The 22975-nt window shown below is 32.3% G+C and carries 23 protein-coding genes and 1 pseudogene; 16 read left to right on the top strand and 8 right to left on the bottom strand.

What is annotated here, in order from left to right:
• Positions 1-297 (top strand): transposase (locus B4E95_RS02130; protein ID WP_291089550.1); only part of this gene is annotated, 297 nt, incomplete at its 5' end.
• On the opposite strand, the gene B4E95_RS02135 is transcribed toward B4E95_RS02130, so the two are convergent.
• A complete protein-coding gene (locus B4E95_RS02135) occupies positions 294-656 on the bottom strand; it encodes a hypothetical protein (protein WP_291089553.1) in 363 nt (120 codons plus the stop codon). The genes B4E95_RS02130 and B4E95_RS02135 overlap by 4 nt on opposite strands.
• A 624-nt stretch (positions 657-1280) precedes the next feature.
• Here B4E95_RS02135 and B4E95_RS02140 point away from each other — a divergent pair.
• The 6 genes from B4E95_RS02140 to B4E95_RS02165 all read left to right on the top strand — a co-directional run bounded on the left by B4E95_RS02140 (position 1281) and on the right by B4E95_RS02165 (position 4444).
• Positions 1281-1628: a hydrogenase maturation nickel metallochaperone HypA gene (locus B4E95_RS02140; RefSeq protein WP_291089556.1), complete on the top strand. Its 348-nt coding sequence runs from the start codon at positions 1281-1283 to the stop codon at positions 1626-1628.
• 24 nt (positions 1629-1652) lie between these two features.
• Complete coding sequence (hypB, locus tag B4E95_RS02145; protein WP_291089559.1) at positions 1653-2372, top strand: hydrogenase nickel incorporation protein HypB; 720 nt, start codon at positions 1653-1655, stop codon at positions 2370-2372.
• A gap of 12 nt (positions 2373-2384) precedes the next feature.
• The gene (locus B4E95_RS02150) at positions 2385-2558 is read left to right on the top strand and encodes a hypothetical protein (protein ID WP_291089562.1); all 174 of its coding nucleotides are present in this window, start codon (positions 2385-2387) and stop codon (positions 2556-2558) included.
• Positions 2559-2852: 294 nt separating this feature from the next.
• The gene (locus tag B4E95_RS02155; RefSeq protein ID WP_291089565.1) at positions 2853-3407 is read left to right on the top strand and encodes an ABC transporter substrate-binding protein; all 555 of its coding nucleotides are present in this window, start codon (positions 2853-2855) and stop codon (positions 3405-3407) included.
• Complete coding sequence (locus tag B4E95_RS02160; RefSeq protein WP_291089568.1) at positions 3385-3801, top strand: ABC transporter substrate-binding protein; 417 nt, start codon at positions 3385-3387, stop codon at positions 3799-3801. Before B4E95_RS02155 ends, B4E95_RS02160 begins: the two co-directional genes overlap by 23 nt.
• Before the next feature lie 52 nt (positions 3802-3853).
• Complete coding sequence (locus B4E95_RS02165; protein ID WP_291089571.1) at positions 3854-4444, top strand: FecCD family ABC transporter permease; 591 nt, start codon at positions 3854-3856, stop codon at positions 4442-4444.
• 31 nt (positions 4445-4475) lie between these two features.
• Here B4E95_RS02165 and B4E95_RS02170 read toward each other — a convergent pair.
• Positions 4476-5387: pseudogene (locus B4E95_RS02170) on the bottom strand (IS481 family transposase); the annotation flags it as partial.
• A gap of 353 nt (positions 5388-5740) precedes the next feature.
• On the opposite strand from B4E95_RS02170, the gene B4E95_RS02175 reads away from it, so the two are divergent.
• The 9 genes from B4E95_RS02175 (at position 5741) to B4E95_RS02215 (ending at position 16876) form a co-directional block, all read left to right on the top strand.
• Complete coding sequence (locus B4E95_RS02175; RefSeq protein WP_114999439.1) at positions 5741-6022, top strand: helix-turn-helix domain-containing protein; 282 nt, start codon at positions 5741-5743, stop codon at positions 6020-6022.
• Position 6023: 1 nt separating this feature from the next.
• On the top strand, positions 6024-7274 hold the full coding sequence (locus B4E95_RS02180; RefSeq protein ID WP_114999441.1) for a type II toxin-antitoxin system HipA family toxin: 1251 nt from the start codon (positions 6024-6026) through the stop codon (positions 7272-7274).
• 137 nt (positions 7275-7411) lie between these two features.
• On the top strand, positions 7412-8959 hold the full coding sequence (locus B4E95_RS02185) for a type I restriction-modification system subunit M (protein ID WP_291089574.1): 1548 nt from the start codon (positions 7412-7414) through the stop codon (positions 8957-8959).
• Positions 8956-9984 carry a virulence RhuM family protein gene (locus B4E95_RS02190; RefSeq protein WP_219035294.1) on the top strand — a complete coding sequence of 343 codons (1029 nt, stop codon included), beginning with the start codon at positions 8956-8958 and terminating at the stop codon, positions 9982-9984. Before B4E95_RS02185 ends, B4E95_RS02190 begins: the two co-directional genes overlap by 4 nt.
• Complete coding sequence (locus B4E95_RS02195) at positions 9981-11171, top strand: restriction endonuclease subunit S (RefSeq protein WP_291089577.1); 1191 nt, start codon at positions 9981-9983, stop codon at positions 11169-11171. The genes B4E95_RS02190 and B4E95_RS02195 overlap by 4 nt, the downstream gene beginning before the upstream one ends.
• 38 nt (positions 11172-11209) lie before the next feature.
• A complete protein-coding gene (locus B4E95_RS02200) occupies positions 11210-11509 on the top strand; it encodes a GIY-YIG nuclease family protein (RefSeq protein ID WP_291089581.1) in 300 nt (99 codons plus the stop codon).
• Between the two features lie 269 nt (positions 11510-11778).
• Complete coding sequence (locus B4E95_RS02205; protein WP_291089584.1) at positions 11779-14880, top strand: type I restriction endonuclease subunit R; 3102 nt, start codon at positions 11779-11781, stop codon at positions 14878-14880.
• A gap of 594 nt (positions 14881-15474) precedes the next feature.
• Entirely contained in the window at positions 15475-15648 is a 174-nt protein-coding gene (locus B4E95_RS02210) for a hypothetical protein (RefSeq protein WP_291089587.1), read from the top strand.
• Position 15649: 1 nt separating this feature from the next.
• Positions 15650-16876, top strand: coding sequence for a hypothetical protein (locus tag B4E95_RS02215; RefSeq protein ID WP_291049598.1), 1227 nt, complete (start codon positions 15650-15652; stop codon positions 16874-16876).
• 37 nt (positions 16877-16913) lie between these two features.
• On the opposite strand, the gene B4E95_RS02220 is transcribed toward B4E95_RS02215, so the two are convergent.
• From B4E95_RS02220 to B4E95_RS02245, 6 genes are all read right to left on the bottom strand, one after another.
• Positions 16914-17882 (bottom strand): tyrosine-type recombinase/integrase, encoded by a 969-nt coding sequence (locus tag B4E95_RS02220; protein WP_291089590.1) that lies wholly within the window; start codon positions 17880-17882, stop codon positions 16914-16916.
• Between the two features lie 211 nt (positions 17883-18093).
• The gene (locus B4E95_RS02225) at positions 18094-18786 is read right to left on the bottom strand and encodes an ABC transporter ATP-binding protein (RefSeq protein ID WP_092908227.1); all 693 of its coding nucleotides are present in this window, start codon (positions 18784-18786) and stop codon (positions 18094-18096) included.
• A 3-nt stretch (positions 18787-18789) separates the two neighbouring features.
• Entirely contained in the window at positions 18790-20013 is a 1224-nt protein-coding gene (locus B4E95_RS02230) for an ABC transporter permease (RefSeq protein ID WP_291049606.1), read from the bottom strand.
• 4 nt (positions 20014-20017) lie between these two features.
• Positions 20018-21109: an efflux RND transporter periplasmic adaptor subunit gene (locus tag B4E95_RS02235; RefSeq protein ID WP_291089593.1), complete on the bottom strand. Its 1092-nt coding sequence runs from the start codon at positions 21107-21109 to the stop codon at positions 20018-20020.
• 3 nt (positions 21110-21112) lie between these two features.
• Entirely contained in the window at positions 21113-22438 is a 1326-nt protein-coding gene (locus B4E95_RS02240; RefSeq protein ID WP_291089596.1) for a TolC family protein, read from the bottom strand.
• A gap of 18 nt (positions 22439-22456) precedes the next feature.
• Positions 22457-22828 carry a TetR/AcrR family transcriptional regulator C-terminal domain-containing protein gene (locus tag B4E95_RS02245; protein WP_349680095.1) on the bottom strand — a complete coding sequence of 124 codons (372 nt, stop codon included), beginning with the start codon at positions 22826-22828 and terminating at the stop codon, positions 22457-22459.
• Positions 22829-22975 lie beyond the last annotated feature (147 nt).

A 22975-nucleotide genomic window follows, 5' to 3' on the forward strand; every position in this document is an offset into this window, starting at 1 on the left:
CAAACAATTCAAATTGACTTATTTAATGAAGCTAATATTCGATTAGAAACACCGAAAAGATCCAATCAAAAAGAGTATAAACCTCAGTTTTATCCATTCAAAAAGTATCGAAAAAGAATTGAAACTTTATTTTCTCAACTATGCGATCAGTTTATGATTAGACGAAATTATGCAAAGACTTTTGAAGGGTTTAAAACCAGAATTCTAGCTAAAATTACTGCACTTACTGTGGTTCAGTACATTAATAAAACATACTTTAATCGAAATATTAATAAGCTAAAAACCAAAATTATTTAAAATGCACAACGGGTTTTAATTAATCTAATTGTAGAAAAAAGATAAAATATCATTGTAAGTCCCAAAAGTAGATATAATACCCAAATGTAAAAAGGATAAATTGCAAGACTTTTTTCCGTATGAATACTCAAATTCATCGCTTCTGTAATAATAGTACCATCTATTTTAGGAATTGAAACTGGATTTTCAGAACCATTTTTTGGAATAACTTTAAAATACTCAGAAGATTGTGCTATTTCAGCATTTTGCCAACCTCTCATAAAATCATTTAATCCATTGTTAAAAAAGAAATCAATAAAAGGTAGAGTGATTAGTAATACTCCAATTAATTTTAAATAAAATTTAGATTTAGTTTCCATATTTAGTAATAATTTATTTTTCAAATTAAATAGAAATATTTTGAATTACAAAATAAATTTATTGTAAAATAATAAAAATTTATTAATAAAAGATTTGATTGTTGTTTTTTTAAGCTAAATAATTTTTATTGATTTGTAACGTTTTTGAACATTTATACGCTATTTTATATAATCGTTTTGGTGTAGCAAGTGGTATCTTTACAACCGTAAATGAAAACGATTTTTCACATATTTTCTGTCCTTTTTTTGATTGTTCTGTTTAGCTTTTCTAACAAAACAAATCAATCTTATGCGCATCAAAAAGTAGAAAAAGAGACAATAAAATGTGATAATACAACTAGCACTATTGAAGGATTCACATTTACTGTAGAACATTTAAAAATCAATGATTTTTCTTTTGACGAATTTATCAACGCAGATGTTAAGTTTAATTTTAATCAACAGATTTGTGTTCGTATTTTTTCTGATTTATTTTCAACTTCAACAAATAAAATTTGCCTGTTGAGGCATTATATCTACGGTTTACCATTTATCTGATAAACATAAAACTTTCTTATACATAACTATTTTCTAAGCATTCATTTTGTTTAGAAAGAGGAAATCTATTCACAAAAATTAAAAATTATGCACGAATTAAGTATTGTCAAAGACATATTTGATACGTTGAACGAGCACTATGATTCGAAAATAGAAGACATAGAAAAAGTTCAAATTACAGCTGGCCTTTTATCAAATGTTCAACCTGTTTTAATTCAAAATGCATTTGATGGATTTATAGCTGATAACCAAAATTATAATGAAATCGAGTTAGAGGTTTTAGTCAATGAAATTGTAGCGTATTGCGAACATTGTCACAAGAATTTCGAAGTTAAATATAACAAATTTGTTTGCGAAGATTGTTCAACACCATCTAGCACAATTGTCAAAGGAAATGAGCTTTTTATCTCGCAAGTTATCTTTAAAAATAAATAATCATTAATTAAACATATTTCAATTATGTCAAAAAATACACAAAATCCAAAAAGTCTTGGGAATAGAGTAGGATCTGTTCAATGCGACAACACAACTTTACATTTATTAAAAGCTAACGATTATGTTGCAAATGCGATTCGCGAACGTCTGAAAGATGTTTGTATCATCAATGTTTGTTCGTCTCCAGGATCAGGAAAAACAACGTTGTTACAAGAAATTGGAAAACGTTTGGGGAAAGAATTGAATATTTCTGTTTTAGTTAGTGATCCAGAAACGGAGCGTGATGCAGTTCGTATGCGCGAAGTAGGGATTAATGCTTTACAAATTGTAACAGGTGGAATGTGTCACATCGAAGCGCAAATGATTTTACAAGCGTTAGATCATATTAATTTGGATGGAACAGATTTATTATTTATCGAAAATGTAGGAAATCTTCTTTGTCCATCTGCTTTTGATTTAGGTGAAGATTATCGTGTTACACTTATCGCTACAACTGAAGGTGATGACAAACCAAAGAAATATCCACGTATGTTCTTAACAAGTGAATTGATGTTGGTTTCTAAATCAGATTTATTACCATATGTTCCTTTTTCTATCGAGGCGGTTACAAAGGATGCAAGAGAGGTTAATCCAAACTTAGAAGTGCAAACAATCAGTACGTTGAATGGAGAAGGAATTGACGAATGGTGTCAATGGTTGAAAGAGAAAGTTCAGTTGAAAAAAGAAGCTGCACAACAAAAATAATAGATCGAAACAATGGAAAATCAGTTGGTAATTATAGATGAAATTCAGTCAAAAACTGAAGAAGTAGAAAATATTTTGGATCAATTAACGATTGAATGGTTTGAGATTCGAAAACAAAAAATTACGCGAAAAACAACTACTGGTTTAACATTAGAACTTCGATTACAAACTAAAAATGAGTGGTAGAACGGCGATCGATTATTTCATGAAAACAAATTAATAGCTTCAGTTTACATAAAACCTTGTTTGTGTATTCAGTTTTCTGCAAAGTCGAAGTCCGATGCCGCTGATTTTTGTTAATTCGTTGGCAATCGTCACCTACCTATTTATTGGAAAAACGACGACGATAATCAACTTTTGCTTCCTTATGATGGTCGTATGTATGAGCAACTTTTGACTCGTTATCAAGATAAAATACAACTTGTCGAAGCACAATTAATCAGTGAATTTTTATTAAAAAATTTGGTAAAAAATTAAATCATGAATTGTAAAATATTTCATTGTATAACCCTTATTTTATCATTCTTTATTTTCTTTCAAAGTTGTCATTCTTCTTCTTCAAAAAAGAGCGAACAACAAGGTGAAATAAAAGCGGAAGATAGTCGTGGAAAAATGGTTTCGTTACCACAAGAAGCAAAACGAGTGATTGTACTTTTTGAACCTTCTTTGGACGAAATTTACATGTTGCATGCCGAAGATAAAGTGGTTGGAATTCCGCAACAAGTTTTTCAGAATGAAGATAAATTTGAGTTCTATGCAAAATTAGATGAGCGAATTAAAAACAAAACAATTGCGACGCCAACTTTTGGAGGTGGATCAAGTAATATCGAAACAATTGTTGGTTTGCAACCTGATTTAGCGATTGTTTATGAACAAAATATCGAAACAATTCAGCAATTAGAAGAATTAAATATTCCAGTTTTTACCGTTTCAAGTTTAAGTCAAGATAAGATTTACAAAGAATTGCTTGGAATGGGAACTTTATTAGAAAAAAAAACAACGTGCAGAGAAAGTGGTTTCTTATGTAAAAGCTGAGGCTAAAAAGTTGAAAGCTCCTGTAAATGAAAAACCTAAAAAAGTCTATTATGCGTGGTCGAAAGGACGTATTTTTTCGACATCTGGAAAAGGAACTTTGTTAGATTTAGCGATCAAATTATCGGGTGCAGAAAATGCTTGTCCGTTAGAAATGGAATCGCCAAATGTTGGTGCAGAATCGATCTATAAATGGAATCCAGATTTGATTGTTCTTTGGAATTTGTATCAACTAAAAGAATTGGATGCTTTGCCAGCGGTAAAATCAAAACAAGTTTTCGCTATGAATCCTGCGTTTTATTACGATCCGCATACAGTTAAGTTTTTATTATTTGCCAAACAACTTCGCAATTGGTGCTATCCTTCGGCTTATTCGACTGAACAATTAAACAAATAGGTACAAAATGATATCATGCAATTGTACCAAAAACCAGATTTATACAAGAAAAATGCAATCTAAATTGAAATCTTACGGTCTACTTTTGATTTTACCATTAACGGTTGTCATTCTTTCTATGACAATGGGCGCAACGAATTTTGTAGGTATTTCGGAATTGATTCGTTACAGTTCATCTGCAATGAGCAAGTTAATTTCGGGAACAACTAATTTACCTCAATCAAGTATCGAAACTATTTTGTGGCAAGTTTGTTTACCTCGTATTGTATTAACGTTTATTGTTGGTGCAGCTTTGGCATCATCTGGTAATGTTTTACAAGCAATTTTCAGAAACCCAATTGTAGATCCTTTTACATTAGGTATATCATCTGGTTCTGCTGTTGGCGCAGCTTTAGCAATGGTTGTTCCTGTATTATCTATCAATATTTCAGCATTTGTATTTGGAATTTGTGCTGTTTTATTAACGTATTTAATTTCAAAAACAAACCTCAAAAGTTCGTTAATCAATATGGTTTTATCAGGAATGATAATTTCTGGAGTTTTTACAGCCGTTTTGACACTTTTACAATACATCAGCGATCCATACAAATTGCAAATGATTGCGCAATGGACGATGGGAAATTTACATTGTCGTACTTCATAACCTCGTAGACTTTAAATATAATTATTTTAGTTTTAGATTTTAGTATTTCATAAGGTGTTTTTCCTTTAAATGAACCATGAGGCCTATTGAAATTATAAAAGTTTTCCCATTCTTCCAGTTTCTGATTTAAATCCACATCATCTGTGTAGCTTAAAAGTTGATAAAACTCTTTTTTATCAGTCAAATGAAATCATTCAACTTTTGAATTTAACTGAGGTGTTCCTACTTTTATAAATCGGTGTCTCATATTCTAAATCTTGAACATGCCAATGAAACTTTGATTGAAATTCGTGTCCATTATCTGTTTGAATTGTATTAATTATAAAAGGGAATTTTTCTACCACATAATTTATGAAATCAATTGAACTTAATTGATTATGTTTTTCATAGATTTTAAGCGCTCTAATTCGTGTAGAATCATCAATCGCTGTGTATTGAAATCGTCTTGATTTTAGTTCTATTTGACGTCATGGAATATTAGAAATTTAACATCAATTTGTACCTGATGACCAGGTGTTTCTTTTTCATACCTGATACTATGCATGGCTCTTCTAGTCACCTTTCTGTCTAATCTAGCGACATTATTACTCTTTAGAATACGATAAACACTTGATTCCGATATCAAAATATCATGATAACGTTCTAGATACCATTTAATTCGCCAAGTCCCTAATTTATGTTCTTTTCGAAGTTCTAATACTTTATTTACAATCTCTTGCTTAATTTGGTTAGGAAAAGTGCGAGGAGTTGGTTTCTTTCTGAGTAAACCTTCTTCTCCATGTTCTTCATATGCTTTTTTCCATTTATAAAATGTACTCTTTTTAACACCATAAAATTTATAAGCTATAGTGTTATTTCCATATTCTTTAGCATATTTTAGAACTTGTAATTTTTTAATATAAGTTAAATAAGTTTGGATTTCTTTGGTCTTTTTAATAATCATAAGGCTATATTAGTTTTTTACTAATTTAGTCTACGATGATCTGACGTACCCACAATTTGAAAGTGTCTTCTCCTTTTTGAAGTAATGGTGGAAGACTTGTTTATGTTTTAGTGTTTCGGTCAAATGATTTTGGATTGTAAATATTGTCTTCAAATTCTTTCAGTAAACCAATTGTGCAACGATAAACAAATTAATCACCGCATAACTTGCGGAGAATATTCAAATATTTACCGCAAAACAGTTAGAGCAAGTTTTCAATAACCTTTTGGAAAGAGAAAATAATTGAATATTCATATAAAAATGTCCGTTATTTCAGTCGTTTTAATTATATTTGTATGAAATAACGGACATTTATGAAAAAACAAATTGTTTTACCTCGTTATAAAGATACCTTATCACAAATGGGTGAGCAAATAAAACTTGCCCGTAAACGTCGCAAATTAACAGCAGTACAAGTCGCTGAAAGAGCAGATATTTCCAGATCCACTTTAAATCTCATCGAAAAAGGAGAGCCAAGTGTAGCGATGGGAGCTTATTTCAATGTGCTTCGGGTTTTAGGCTTACAAGATGATTTTTTAAAGTTAGCAGCAGACGACACACTTGGTCGTAAACTACAAGATTTAGAGATATTATAGGATGGCAGTACAGAAAACAGATATATATGTTTATGCTGATTGGCAAGATTTAGAAAGTCCAATACTAATGGGCGTATTATCGGCCTATCAAGCCAAGGGACGAAAAGCATTCAGCTTTTCGTATGATAATCTATGGTTAAAATCTGGACATCATCATCAGTTAGATCCCAATTTACATTTATTTGCAGGGCCACAATTTGCTAATGATAAAGAAAACTTTGGACTCTTTCTAGACAGTATGCCTGATACTTGGGGACGTACCTTAATGAAAAGACGTGAAGCTCAACTCGCTAAAATAAAAGGTGAAAAAGCGAAAACATTATATGATATTGATTTCTTATTAGGTGTCTATGACGAAACACGTATGGGGGCGTTGCGTTTTAAACTAGATCCAAAATCTGACTTTTTGGATAATGATACCGAAAAGGCTACGCCACCATGGTCTACTGTAAGAGAACTTCAACAAGCTGTCGTTCATTACGAAAATGATACCGATAATGAAGCGATAAACAAATGGTTACAACTATTAATAGCTCCTGGTTCTTCTTTGGGTGGAGCTCGTCCAAAAGCTAATATTTTAGATGAGCATAAACATCCATGGATTGCTAAATTTCCATCTAAGAATGACACTATTGATAAAGCTAGTTGGGAATATTTAGCGTATCAATTAGCGATAAAAGCAGGGATAAATATGTCGGAATGTAAAATAGAAAAGATTAATGGTCCGTATCATACTTTTTTTACCAAACGATTTGATCGTGAAGGAAGTAATAGAATTCATTTCGCATCGGCAATGACCATGACAGGAAATAACGAAGAAACCATAAAAAATCAGCCTGCCAGTTATTTAGATATTGTGGAGTTCATCCAATCGAATGGAGCGAACATCAATGAAAATTTAACCCAATTATGGCGTAGAATCATTTTTAATATTGCGATATCCAATACTGATGATCATTTACGAAATCATGGATTTATTTTAACGAAAGAAGGTTGGGTTTTATCACCTGCTTATGATTTAAATCCATCCATTGATAAAGATGGTTTAGCCTTGAATATTGATATGGATAATAATGCGTTAGATTTTGAATTAGCGAAAAGTGTTGGTGAGTATTTTCGATTAACGACTACAGAAATGGATCAAATAATCGATGAAGTAACTTCTGTAGTTAAGAATTGGCAGGATATCGCTAAACAAATTGGAATTTCAAGAGCTGAACAAGAACTAATGGCAAGTGCTTTTAAATATTAGTTGCAATTAATAAAATAAAAAATCATTACAAAAAAGCACTAACGTCTTGTTTTGGCGTTTAAAAGGATTAATATTGTAATGTTTACAATAATGAATATACAAAAGATAAATTTTATCTTTCAAAAGAAATAAAGACAATGACAAATACAGCCCAAAGAGCAGAACTACAAGCTAAAATCTGGAAAATCGCCAACGAAGTACGTGGCTCAGTAGATGGATGGGATTTCAAACACTTTGTGTTAGGAACATTATTCTATCGTTTTATTAGTGAAAACTTTACTAATTATATTGAAGGTGGTGACGAAAGTGTAAACTATGCAAAATTAGCAGACGACATCATCACACCAGAAATTAAAGATGACGCCATTAAAACAAAAGGATACTTCATTTATCCAAGTCAATTGTTTGTGAATATTGTCGATAACGCCAATACAAATTCCAACTTAAATACAGACCTAAAGGCGATATTTACAGATATTGAAAACTCAGCAAATGGATACGAGTCTGAACAAGATATCAAAGGATTATTTGCAGATTTCGATACAACAAGTACACGTTTAGGAAATACCGTAGAAGATAAAAACAAACGTTTAGCTGCAATTTTAAAAGGAGTTGCCGAGTTAAATTTTGGTAGTTTCGAAGAAAGCCAAATCGACTTATTTGGGGATGCTTACGAATTCTTAATTTCTAACTATGCAGCCAATGCAGGAAAATCTGGAGGTGAATTCTTTACACCTCAAAATGTATCGAAACTGATTGCGCAATTAGCGATGCACAAACAGACTTCGGTCAACAAAATCTACGATCCTGCTGCTGGTTCGGGTTCTTTGTTATTACAAGCAAAAAAACATTTCGATAACCACATTATCGAAGATGGATTCTTTGGACAAGAAATCAATCATACAACCTACAACTTAGCGCGTATGAATATGTTTTTGCACAATGTCAATTACGATAAATTCAATATCCAATTAGGAGATACTTTAACCGATCCTCATTTTATCGACGATAAACCTTTCGATGCCATTGTATCTAATCCTCCTTATTCGGTGAATTGGGTAGGTTCGGATGATCCAACGTTAATTAACGATGATCGTTTTGCACCAGCTGGAGTTTTAGCACCAAAATCAAAAGCAGATTTTGCGTTTGTCTTACATGCGCTTAATTATTTATCAAGTAAAGGGCGTGCAGCCATTGTATGTTTTCCTGGTATTTTCTACCGTGGTGGAGCAGAACAAAAAATCAGAAAATATTTAATAAAAGAAAATTTTGTAGAAACAGTAATTAGTTTACCTGCAAATTTATTCTTTGGAACTTCTATTGGCGTAAATATCTTAGTTTTATCTAAGCATAAGTCCGAGAATACCACACAATTTATCGATGCAACAGGAGAAGACTTCTACAAAAAAGTAACCAATAACAACATGTTAGAGGATGTGCATATCGAGAAGATTATGCAGTTATTCGATTCGAAAGAAAATGTAAAACATGTTGCAGTAACCATAGAGAATAAGATAATTGAAGAAAACGATTACAACCTTTCGGTAAGTTCGTATGTAGAAGCGGTAGATACACGCGAAGTGATAGACATTAAAGTCTTAAATACCGAGTTAGCTGAAACTGTGAACAACATTTCATCTTTACGTGCAGCGATTGATCATCTTGTAAAAGAAATCGAAGGATGAGTGAAATAATTTTATATACTGCAGAAGATGGACAAACTAAAATTAATGTCCAATTGGATGACGATACAATTTGGTTAACGCAAAAACAATTGGTTGAATTATACCAAACTTCAAAATCAACAGTAAGTGAACATATTAAGAATATTTTTACAGAAGAAGAACTGATTGCAGAAGCAACTGTTCGGAAAATCCGAACAGTTCAAATAGAAGGTAATCGTGAAGTTTCTCGTGAACTGGATTATTACAATCTTGATATGATTATTGCTTTGGGGTATAGAATAAACTCGAAGATTGCTACAGGCTTTCGTCAATGGGCAACCAATCGACTGAAAGAATACATCGTAAAAGGGTTCACGATGGATGATGAACGCATGAAAAATCTTGGTGGAGGCAATTATTGGAAAGAACTTTTAGACCGTATTCGTGATATCCGTTCAAGTGAAAAGGTAATGTACCGCCAAATATTAGATTTGTACGCTACAGCAACCGATTACGACCCAAAAAGTGATGCAAGTGTAACTTTTTTCAAAATTGTACAAAACAAATTGCATTATGCTGCTCATGGGCATACTGCAAGCGAAGTCATCTATATGCGTGTAGATAGCGATAAGCCTTTTGTTGGATTAACCAATTTTAAAGGCGATGAGCCTACACAAGCTGAAGCGATGATTGCTAAAAATTTTTTAGAAGAAAAAGAATTACGCGTATTAAATAACTTGGTAGCAGCCTATTTTGATTTAGCCGAATTAAATGCCATTGAAGAACGCCCAATGTGTATGAACGATTATATCCGAGAGTTAGATAATATCCTGAATTCGACAGGACGCAAAGTTTTAGATAATGCAGGGAGTATCTCTAATGCTGCAATGAAAGAGAAAGCAACCTTAGAATACAAAAAATACAAAGCCAAAACCCTTAGCAATGTGGAAAGTGAATACCTAAAAACCATTACAATCTTAGAAAAACAAGCTAAAGCAGGCGATAAACAGGCTAAAGCAAATAACAAAAAAGGAGGGAAATCATGAGCAAATTAGACGAGTTATTACAAGGGGTAAAGGTGGAATGGTTGCCTTTGAAAGAAATTGCTGAACTACAAAGGGGTAAAACAATTACTGCTAAGAATAAAACTGAAGGAAATATTCCTGTAATTAGTGGTGGTCAAAAACCTGCATATTATAATGGCGAATTTAATAGAACTGATGAAACTATTACTATTGCTGGAAGTGGTGCGTATGCTGGATATATAAGTTATTGGAACGAACCTATATTTGTATCTGATGCTTTTTCAATTAAACCTGATTTATCAATTCTTAATATTAAATATGCATATTATTTTTTATTAACTAAACAAGAATGGATTTATAGTTTAAAAAAAGGTGCTGGTATACCACATGTATATCCAAAAGATTTAGAGAAACTCCAAATCCCAATCCCTTGTCCAGATAATCCAGAAAAATCTCTTGAAATCCAACAAGAAATTGTTCGTGTTTTAGATGAATTAACAACGTTAACCAACCAATTAACAACCGAATTAGAAACAGAACGCCAAAACCGTAAAAAACAATTCGAATTCTTCCGTGAGCAGTTGTTTAGGTTTGAGGAAGGGAATATTGAATTTAAAACTTTGGGAGATATAACAAAATTAATAACAAAAGGTACTACACCAAAAATATTTTCCTCAAATGGAATTAATTTTATTAAGATTGAAAGTTTTAATAAAAATAAGATTATTCCAAATAAATTTATGTTTATTTCAAAAGAAATTCATGAAAAAGAATTAAAAAGATCAATTTTAAAATCTGAAGATATATTGTTTGCTATTGCTGGAGCAACAATTGGTAAATGTGCTATAGTAAGTGAAGATATATTACCTGCTAATACTAATCAAGCGTTAGCTATAATTAGATTGAATGAAAATATAAATGTGAAATATATATTTAATTTTCTACAATCATTAGAAATGAAAAAGTATATTGAAAAATTTAATAAGACATCTGCGCAACCTAATTTAAACTTAAAACAAATTTCTGATTTTAAAATTCCAATTCCATCCCTAGAAGAACAAGAACGCATTGTAAAACTCTTAGATCAATTCGATGCAACCCATACAGCCATCGAAGAAGAAATTACAAAAGAAATTAAACTAAGAACCCAACAATACGAATATTACAGAGAAAAGTTATTAAGCTTCCCGTCATTGCGAACAACGTGAAGCAATCCAGAAAAGCAACCCCAAACCAGTGAACCAAAATGAAAAAAGGAGGTGTAATCTATATTATGGCAAACAAAAGAAACGGTACTCTATACACAGGCGTAACAGCCGATCTAAAAAGACGTGTATACGAGCATAAAACAAAATATAATTCCGAATCTTTTACGGCAAAATATAACTGCACAATCTTAGTTTATTACAAAAGCTTCCATTCAATTGAAGACGCAATAACAGAGGAAAAAAGAATAAAAGCAGGTAACCGAAAAAATAAATTAAAACAAATAGAAACACTCAACCCAAATTGGATTGACTTATGGGATGAAATTAATGAATGGTAACTCCACGTCATTGCGAGCAAAGCGAAGCAATCCAGCAAACAACGCAAGCAAAGCAATTCAGTCATTGTTCTCCGTCATCGCGAGTATAACCAACGTCATTGCGAGCAAAGCGAAGCAATCCAGCAAACAACGCAAGCAAAGCAATCCAGTCATTGCTCACCGTCATCGCGAGTATAACCAACGTCATTACGAGCAATGCAATTTAGAAAGTGAAACAAATTAGAATCTAAACCATTCAACCCATTAACAGCTACTTAGAATAACATAAGATGTACAAAACGATTGCAGAATCCAACAATTACATTGTATTGGACAAATACACCAAATTCTACGAATTAAACGAGGCTCCGACTGCTTATCAATCAGAAGCCGCCTTAGAAAAAGAATTCATTCAAGATTTAATTGATCTGGGATACGAGAATCCGACTCATCTCAAATCAACGGATACCATGTTAGCCAATGTGCGTACACAATTACAAGCATTGAATAATATGGTATTTACCGATAACGAATGGGCACGTTTCCTTGTAGAATATTTAGATAAACCAAGTGATAGTTTAGTCGATAAATCGCGTAAACTACACGATAACCACATCTACGATTTTGTATTTGATGATGGACACATTCAAAACATCTATTTAGTCGATAAAGAGCATATTACGCGCAACAAAGTACAAGTCATCTCTCAAGTCGAACAAACAGGTTCGCACGCCAATCGCTACGATGTAACGATTTTGGTCAACGGATTACCGATGATTCAAGTAGAGCTAAAGAAACGTGGCGTAGCTATTCGTGAGGCGTTTAATCAAGTACACCGTTATTCCAAAGAAAGCTTTAATTCTGACAATTCGCTATTCAAATACTTGCAGTTGTTTGTCATTTCGAATGGAACAGATACACGTTATTTTGCCAATACCGTTACGCGTAACAAAAATAGTTACGATTTTACGATGAATTGGGCAAAAGCAGATAATACCTTAATCAAAGATTTAAAGGATTTTACAGCAACTTTTTTTCAAAAAAACACGTTATTAAATGTCTTACTAACGTATACGGTTTTAGACATCAAAGATACATTATTGGTGATGCGACCTTATCAAATTGCAGCAACCGAACGTATTCTATGGAAAATTAAAAGTGCTTACCAAACCAAAAAATGGTCATCCTTAGAAAGTGGTGGGTTTATTTGGCATACTACGGGTTCGGGAAAAACCTTAACCAGTTTCAAGGCTGCACGTTTAGCAACAAAATTAGATTTTATCGATAAAGTATTTTTCGTAGTGGATCGTAAAGATTTAGACTTTCAAACCATGAAAGAATACCAAAAATTTTCGCCTGATAGTGTCAACGGTTCAAACAGTACAGCAGGTTTAAAACGAAACATCGAAAAGGACGACAATAAAATTATTGTGACGACCATTCAGAAGTTAAACAACTTAATGAAAGGCGATCAAGAGTTGGATATTTACAATAAACAAGTTGTTTTCATTTTTGATGAAGCCCACCGTTCACAATTTGGTGAAGCCCAAAAAAACCTAAAAAAGAAATTCAAAAAATACTACCAATTCGGATTTACAGGAACACCCATTTTCCCTCAAAATGCACTTGGTGCAGAAACCACAGCAAGTGTTTTTGGATCAGAATTACATGCGTATGTCATTACAGATGCCATCAGAGATGAAAAGGTTTTAAAATTCAAGGTGGATTATCATAATGTAAAACCACAATTCAAAGGCGTTGAAACGGAAGTTGATGAAAAGAAATTAAGTGGTGAAGATGCGAAAAAAGCATTCTTACATCCTGCACGTATCAGCGAAATTTCTAAATACATCTTACAGAATTACCGCATCAAAACACACCGTACAAAAGGCGGAAATAACGGTTTCAATGCGATGTTTGCCGTGAGTAGCGTAGAAGCAGCTAAACATTATTACGAAGAATTAAACCGTCAGCAAATAGACAGCGAAAAACCGTTGAAGATTGCGACGATCTTTTCTTTTGCAGCCAACGAAGAACAATCAGCAATTGGTGAAATCATAGACGAATCATTCGAGCCTTCTGCATTAAACAGTACAGCAAAAGAATTCTTAACGAAAGCCATCAACGATTACAATAAGATGTTCAAAACAAGCTACGGAGTAGAAAGTGATGAATTTCAAAATTATTACCGTGATCTTTCAGAACGTGTGAAAAACAAAGAAATCGACTTACTAATCGTTGTCGGTATGTTTTTAACTGGATTTGACGCACCAAAACTAAACACTTTATTCGTTGATAAAAACTTACGTTATCATGGTTTAATTCAAGCATTTTCGCGTACCAATCGTATTTTAGATGCAACCAAATCTTTTGGAAATATTGTTACGTTCCGCGACTTGGAACAAGCAACAATAGATGCGATTACCTTATTTGGAAACAAAAGCACCAAAAATGTTGTTTTAGAGAAAAGCTATAAAGAATATTTAGAAGGGTTTACTGATGCTTCAACAGGAGAAGCAAGAAGAGGTTTTGTAGAAGTTGTAAATGAACTAAACGAGAAATTTCCAAATCCTGATCAAATTGAAAAAGAAAAGGATAAAAAGGAGTTTACAAAATTATTCGGTGAATATTTACGTGTTGAAAATATCTTACAAAACTATGATGAATTCACAAGTCTAAAAGCCTTACAAAGCATTGACCAAAGCGATGCAACTGCTGTAGAAGATTTCAAAGAAATGTACCATGTTTCGGACGATGATTTAGTTGTGATGCAAAAGATTCAATTGTTACCACAACGAGTAGAACAGGATTATCGTTCGACCTATAATGACATTCGTGATTGGTTAAGAAAAGAAAAAGAAGGAAAACAGCCTGAAGATTCTGGTATTGATTGGGATGATGTGGTTTTTGAAGTAGATTTATTAAAATCACAAGAGATCAATTTAGATTACATTTTAGAATTAATTTTTGATCACAATAAGAAAACAAAAGACAAAGCTGAATTAGTAGAAGAAGTAAGTCGAGTAATACGCGCAAGTATTGGGAATAGAGGAAAAGAATCTTTAGTAGTGGATTTCATTAACGAAACAGATTTAGATACCATTCCAGATAAAGCTACGGTCATAGATTCATTCTTTAAGTATGCACAAGTCAAACAAAAAGAAGAAGCAACCCAATTAATCACAGAAGAAAACTTAAACGAAGAAGCAACAAAACGCTACATCGAATCTTCTTTAAAACGAGAATACGCAAGTTCTAACGGTACAGAATTAAACGCCATTTTACCAAAAATGAGTCCGTTAAATCCACAATACCTAACAAAGAAACAAACCGTATTTCAACGAATAAGCGCTTTTATAGATAAGTTTAAAGGAGTTGGTGGAAGATTATAAAGAAGTCTATCTTTAAAAATAGTATTGATCCTCAACAGCGAAGTTGAGGATTTTTTAATGTTTATAATGCAGAATGTAGTCACATTTTATTATAGTGATATAATTAAAATAATATTATGTTAAAAAAATCAACTTAAAAAATATTTATTTACAAAAAAGATGTATTGTATTGGTTTTAATATATTTTAAATCAAGTAATTAACAACTTGTTAAAAAGCTTTTTAATTTTTAAGATTAAGAAATTTTTTATTGTAAAATCTTATATTAATTTTGAAAAATAACATTGGGAAATATTAATTAAATGAAGATATAAAATAAGAAAAGAGGAGAATCTATTGCATAAAAAAACTCGGATGTCGACTAAAAAATCCGAGTCTAAATTTTTAACAATATGATTCTTAGAAATTGAAATATTAAGAAATATTGAAATTAATGCAAATCAAAAATAGAAATTTTAAAACCTCTATTATTAAAAACTTAATAGATAATTTCTATAATTCTAATATTTCTTTTCGGTTTCTACAAATCCATTCCTGATCTGCCTCAAGTGGGATATTTTATTTAAAAATATTTACGAATTAAAATTTTTAGCAAATGGCTACAAATAGAACATCGGGTGATAATCGACGCCACGGAGCGGTTAAACAACGCTCACAAGTTTTTAACCCTAAAACAGAACAATGGGTTAAAATAGACACAAATACAGGAAAATTTATGGATGTTAAACAGGATGGTACACCATTCAAAGGAGTAAGAAAAGAGAAATAGTATGGAGCATAATTTTAATACAAAATCGATATCATTTATTGATAAGAAATCGAATAATTCAATCAGCTTTCAACAATTAACAAAGTTATTTAGTGATTATAATGATGATTATTTAAATGATATTTTAAACAGGTTTAATCCTGATGGACTAGATTTTAATATTAATATAGGAAATGTGGATATTGCATTTGATGCAGTCAATAAAGTGTTATCAAAATATGAGTTTATTAATCATTTATGTAATGGAGAAAATTTAAAAACATTTATTCTTGCAGATGAGAATGAAGATTTAAAAGGTAAAGCTAAAGATTTTTATTTTCAATTCAATGATCATAAAGAAGCTCCAATTAATGCAAAAGCTATATATAATTCGAAGGATCAATTTTATGATGTGATAAAAATAGCTAACCATATCAACTATCTCAGAAAAAATGGAATGAATAAAGAATTGCAAGAAATCAATGCAATTTGGCTTACGAAATCAAAATTATTTAAAGAAAGAAAATTTAAATTATTAAAATCTAAAAGTAGTTTATGGTTTTTAAGAGCAGTGAATTCTTCTAAATTTAAAGAGTATGGCACAGCATTTACTTTCGTTTATACTATTTTACTATTGAATGAATATGAAAATAACAACAAGGGTAATAACTTTAAAATAGAGTCATTGGATCTTAATGAATCTAAAATTTCAATGGTAATTTCGCAAGGTGTAATGAAAAAATTGGGCGAAATCGGATTTTTAAAATCTTCTATAGAGATGACAAATAACGATTTAGGAAAGGAATCTTTTGTTTTTACTCAAAAAATAACTTTGTACTCTAAAGATGATAGTAATATTAATTTTCCATTGAATTTTAAAAAGCAAAATGCTAAAACTGTTGTAATAAGAGTATCACACCAAACAGGTATTGAAACACTAGATAAAAAATTCAGTACTTTATTTAATGAATTTACTTCTATTGATGAGTTTGAAAAAGAGTATTTAGAATTCTTGAATACAAAAGATCCAAAAGGTCTTTTTAGTGCTATTATTCAAAAAATTTCTAATAGTCCAACCTTAAGAAGTTGTAATGAGATTAAAGATTTATTTTTACCTAAAACTAATCTAATTGTTGATAATTTAAGTAAATTAATTAATATCTGTGGTAAAGCAGATCAATTAGATATTGATTATGACTTGAAATATAAGGTTAGAGAAATTATTTCAGAAGTATTAATAATAAAATAGAATATGAACCCACCTATTTGGTGGGTTTTTATTTTATTTATATCAAATTCTCAAAAGCTTCATCAATTTCATGATCTTTAAAATCTTCTAAATAAGATTCTGTTGTTTTAATTGACTGGTGACCAAGAGCTTGTTTAATTTTAGAAACTTGAACACCATTTCTTAAAGATAGTGTAGCAAAAGTATGGCGAGCGGTATAGAAATTTATTTTTGAGTCAATTTTTAGTTCTTCAAATATTAACTTTAATTGTTTATTATAATAGCTTCTAACACTATGTTTTCGCTTAATTAACGTTTCTTCATTATAATCAAGAATATCTTTCTTTAGTATTGGGAAAATGTAGTTAGTAGGAAAGGGACGATATTCTTTGTAGAATTTCAATATTTCGTTTGTAATATCATTTTCTGGAATTTTTACACGAATATTTATGCCTGTTTTATTTCTTTTGTAAGAAAATTTACTATGTTCTATTTCATCCCATCTTAATTCTGCTAAATCAGTAAAATTCATCCCTCTTGCATAAAAACTAAATAAATATAAATATCGTGCATTTGTCGCTGAAGGAATCTTTTTAATATCAAAATCTATTAAATTTTGTAATTGCTCTTTTGTTAGTGCTTTTTTTATTTTTTGAGATTTAAGAGCAGATATTTTGTAATCCTTAAAAGGATATAATTCCTGTTTTGCAATTTTTGATTTTATTGCAATATTAAAAGTTGCGCGTATATTTCTCATGTAAACTCCAATACCGCCATCTTTACATCCTGTTTTTCTTAAGAATGTTTCATAATTTAATAAGAAGTTATAATTAATATTATTAAAAGAGTATTTATCAATATTACTTTTAAATTTCTTTAAAGATTTCAGCGTATCATTATGCGAATCACTGTAACTAATTTGTTTTGCGTCATAAAGTTGTTTAATTCTCAATTCTAAGAATTCTACAAAGTTGTTAGTCAAGTTAGAGTTTTGACTAATGCCATCTGCGTATGGGCGTAAGAACATACGGCACAAGAGTTGACCTCAGTTACTGCCAGTTGCAATCTTTCTAAAAATTGCTCATCAATGGTTTTCTGCTTTTTATTTTTGATAAATACTATTGCTGACCTCGCAGCTAATACCAGTGAACGAAATAGTTCTGATAAAGAAACTTTTCTTTTATACGAAGTTTGATTTTCAATGTTTTGAGGTATAGATATGTTATTATTCATTGTACTTAATTTTTATGTCCGCCAATGATGTTTCCGTCTTTCATTTCTATGGTTCGGTCACTTTTTTGAGCAAATTCATCATCGTGGGTGACAGCAATAATGGTCTGTCCAAAACTGCGGGTCAGGTCTTTGAAAATATCAAAAACAATGTCTGTATTCTTACTATCCAAATTACCTGTTGGCTCATCACCCATAATAATCAAAGGATCATTAATTAACGCTCTAGCAATGGCAACACGTTGTTGCTGTCCGCCCGAAAGCTTATTCGCAGGTTTGAAAGCTTGATCTTCCATACCCAGCATTTTCAACTTTTCATAAGCACGTTCTTCTATTTCTTTTGGAGAAAACTTACCAAGTTTCAGTGCGGGAATCATCACGTTTTTCAGGCAGGTAAATTCTGACAACAGGTAATGAAACTGGAATACAAACCCTATTTTTTCGTTTCGGATTGTTGCCAGTTCATCAACCGATTTTCCTGTAATTAATTCATTATCTATCACTAAATTTCCATTATAATCTCTGTCCATAGTGGAAAGGATATAGAGCAAAGTAGATTTACCACTCCCTGACTTCCCGATAAGTGTTAGAAATTCACCTCTCTCTACTTCAAAACCAATATTTTTCAACACCTGAAATTCTACTGGGTCATAAAAATACTTGTCGATATTTTCTGTTTTTAAAACGATATTTTTATCCATGATTTACTTTCTAAAAATGCTGACCGGATCCACTTTTGCTGCTTTACGGGCAGGAATGTATCCGGCAAAAAATGTAATAACTAAGCCCATAACAACTCCCTGAATGAATTTCTGCAGTTCATAATCTACAGGAAAGTATCCTATGTCACCACCGATATATACCTTTTTCAACAAGGTAATCATTAGCAATGCCATCAACATTCCGCCAACTACACCAATCAAGCCAATAGATAATGCCTGCGTTACAAAAATCCGTATCACATCTTTCCCTTTAAAACCAATAGCTTTTAAGATGGCAATGTCATTTATTTTTTGTGAAACGGTCATGTTCAGGATATTGTAAATGCCAAAACCGGCAATGAGCATAATGGCTGTAGAGACAAAATTGATCATAATGAACCGCATTTTGCTGAGTGCCATCAACGATTCGTTACTCTCTTTCCAATCTTCGGATTTATATCCGGTTAATTGAGATAACTTTTCGGCAACGGCTGCCGCCTGGTGCGGATCTTTTACATTGACACTGATGTCTGTTACATACACATTGTTTTCTTTGAGCAATTGCTGGGCAGTGTATAGATTAACGTACGATTTGGTGTCGTCGGCAGTTGAATTAAATGATCGAAAAATACCTGCTACACGCAGGTTCTTAGTTACACCTTTTTGTGATGTAAGATTGATATTATCACCAAGTGCCAAGTTCATTTTTTCTGCTATTCCTATACCGATTACGATGCCGTTCGGGTCGGATTTCAGGGTTTCAAATTTGCCTTCAACCATTGATGATGTAATGCTGTACATCATATCTGCTTCATCTGGCTTTATCCCGATGCTTAATCCACTCACCTGAGTTTTTCCGTTATTATAAAACACGCTTGTGTTTACCTGGGCTGTTACCACAGTTACTTCCTTCTGTTGTTGTACCATTTCTGCAATACCGTTCGGATTAATGATGGTATTGACTTTGGGTACTACTTTCGGATTGGAAATCAGGTACTCGGCAGCAGTATCACTTACCAGATTTTTGCTGATGACATCATCATTGTACAACCGAATATGTGGCGTATTTTTGAAAATATTTTCGTCAGATGCTTTATCAAAACCAACCAGTAAACTGTTCATGAAAATATAGATCGACATTCCGAGCAACACACCAAGAACGGCTACAGCAGTCATTTTTTTGCCCGAAAACAGATAGGTTCTGGCTATGTCTGTATTAATATTCATCAGTCTAAGGTTTTATATGTTCCAGAATATCATCTTTGCTGATTCCTTCCAATATTTCTACATATTCGGTAGAAATGATACCTGTTTTTACAACAATGGGTTCGTCTTTTCCTTTTAGTTTTACCTTATTTCCAAAGCCCAAATAACTTCTCGGAATTAATAAAGCATTCTTCTTTTCGCTTGTCAAAATATTGGCTTCCAACTGTGTGCCGTAAATACTACTTGAAGGTGCTTCATTCAGCAACACTTTTACAACAAATGATTGTGTTTTTTCATCAAATGCAGCCACTATTTCACTGATTTTGCCTTCGTACACGTTGCTTTTATCTGTGTTAAACTGAATATAAACCAATTGTCCCAATTTTAATTTTCCGATGCTTTTTTCATCTACATTCAATACCACTTCCGGTTTGCTGTCATCAGCAATTGTCGCAACAATATCTCCTTTTCTGACATAATCACCTGTTGATTTAAGCTTGTTGACAATCGTACCATTTTGAGGTATTATCAGTTGATTGTATCGTTCTATCACTTTGCTGTTTTGTAGCTGATTTTTGTTAGAAATTTGCTGTATTTTGGCACGTTGCAACAGTTCTGTTTTTTGCTTTTTTAAGGCATTCAGCTGTGCCAGTGAATTTTTTGCTGCCAATTGCATATTTTCAAATTCTACCTTGGCTACACTTTGCTTTTGGAACAGGCGTTCATAACGTTCAGCTTGTTGTTTGTCTTGCTCGTATTTGCTTTCTGCATAGCGAATGTTTTGTTCCAGTTGCTGAATGGCAGGCGAATTTTCCGTTAGGTTTTCGTTGGCAATGGTTAATTGTTCCTCTGCCGAATGCGTATTGATACGGTTAGACGGATTGTCGATAACCGCAATGACCTTTCCTATATTCATTTTGTCTCCCACCTCAAAATTGGCTTCTGTAAGTATGCCATCTGTTTGTGCCGTGAGATGATAGGCATCATCCCAATCGAGCATTCCCGATGCAAAAACTAATTCTTTTATATCTTTTACCACCGGCTGCGCTTCTTCTTTTGAACCACAGGATTGTAGTGTAGCGAACAGTACAATGGTAACGAACAACTTTATTTTCATAGTTTAAAACTTATTATTGATGATAATTTTATTTTCACTAAATCCAATGCCTGCCAAAGCTGTAATAACATTTAGCTGGCTCAGCAGCATATCCGTTTGTGCAGTAAGTAATTTGTCTAAGGGCAGAATATTTTCCTGATACTGATCGAAGTATTTCTGATAAGTATCTTCTTTCAAGGTTTGAATTTTCTTAAAGTTTTCGAGCTGTGAAGATGCTTTTTCGTACTCCACCAACAAATTGCTATTGCGGGTTTCGTTTTCACGCAAAAAGTGAATTCGATCATTTTCGGCCATTTGCCATTGCATTTTTTTCTCTTTTACCGCCGAATATTTTGAAACGGTAGTAGGTAAATCCCAACTCAAACGAAGACCAACATAATTATATCTAATCCAATTGGAATTAGGATGAAAAAAGGACTCATTACTCAAGTTTTGCCAATTAAAGGAAGATACAAATCCCAAAACGGGTAACTGTTGTTTTTGTGCCGCTTTCCATTCCTGTTCTGCCACTTTTTCTCTCAGCTGATAATGGTTTACCCATAAATTGTTGTTTGCTTCTGTCAATATTTGTTTATGATCAAAATCTCGAATGTTTTGGTTTAAAATGGGATTGACTTCATTCTCAAAAAACAAAGCAAGATTTTGCTGTTGGATTTGGATATTAAATTGCAATTGCGAAAGCTGATCCTGTAATAGAATAAGGTTCACTTCGGCTTCGTTTACATCTTGTTTGCGTACAAGTCCTTCTTCAAATCTGTTGTTTACGATGGTTAAAATTTGTTTTGCAATGACAATATTCTGCTCTACCATCTGTTGCTGTCCCTGAAACGATAAGATATTAAAGTAAATGCCGTTCAACTGGTCATAAATAGTCCATTCGTTTATTTTTTGCTGATTGGCTACCAGTTCCTGATTGGTTTTGGCAAGTTTTATACGGCTTATATTTCCAAGGTTAATAATATCGAACTGCGGTTGTATGCTGAATGTGCTGACATATTGTAAACCCATTGTGATTTCGCGAAAAGAACCTGGCAAACCGCCGAAAACTTCAGCAGGAATATAATTGGTTTGCAAATTCATATTATCAATAACCTGAGCCGATACCGGAATTCTCGGATTAAAGGCATTTCCAACTGCGGTTTTTCTGGTCAGCTCTGCTAAATTTTGCTGGATGATGTCATTTCTGAAACTGACTTTTTTCTCCTTTGCAAAGGCAAGTACTTCGTCCAGCGTGTGAAATTCTTTCTTCTCCTGCGACCATACCATAAAAGGCAAGAAAAGGATGACTATTAGTAATTTATGTTTGTGAATATTCACTAACTTTTTCATTCAAAAAAATATTATAAATTAGACCTTTATTAAAGCTAAAATGCTATTCATTGTTTTTTGTCCCTGAACCTCAATGTCAAATTCAAAAGAAGCCAATTTCCACTTCAGCATTTGTAAGCGAAATGTTCCCATAACGATATGTACGAGTTCTTCTGAAGCTATTACTGTTCTAAAAACACCTGTCTCTTGTCCTCCCTTTATCAGGGAATTGAAACGGATGAAATTGGTTTGTAATAATTGTTGTATGGCATTTTTTACTTCATCAGAATTATCAATCAACCCGTCTGACAAAACAATATTGATGAAGCACGGATTTTGTTTGAAATACGAAAACTGACTTTTAAAAAGTGATTTAAACTTTTCTTCTGGCAATTGTTTTGTATTGATAATAGTATTGTAATCTTCCCCTTGTTAAGTACACTTAAAAGTAGAGTTTTTGTTTAATATTATTGTATTCTTATTTTGATTAATTTGAAATGTTGGAAAATCATTAGGCTTTTTGACCTTACCATATTTCAATAAAAAGTTTCTAGGAGA

Source organism: Empedobacter sp. UBA7494, from assembly GCF_002478465.1.
In the GTDB taxonomy this organism is placed as follows: domain Bacteria; phylum Bacteroidota; class Bacteroidia; order Flavobacteriales; family Weeksellaceae; genus Empedobacter; species Empedobacter falsenii_B.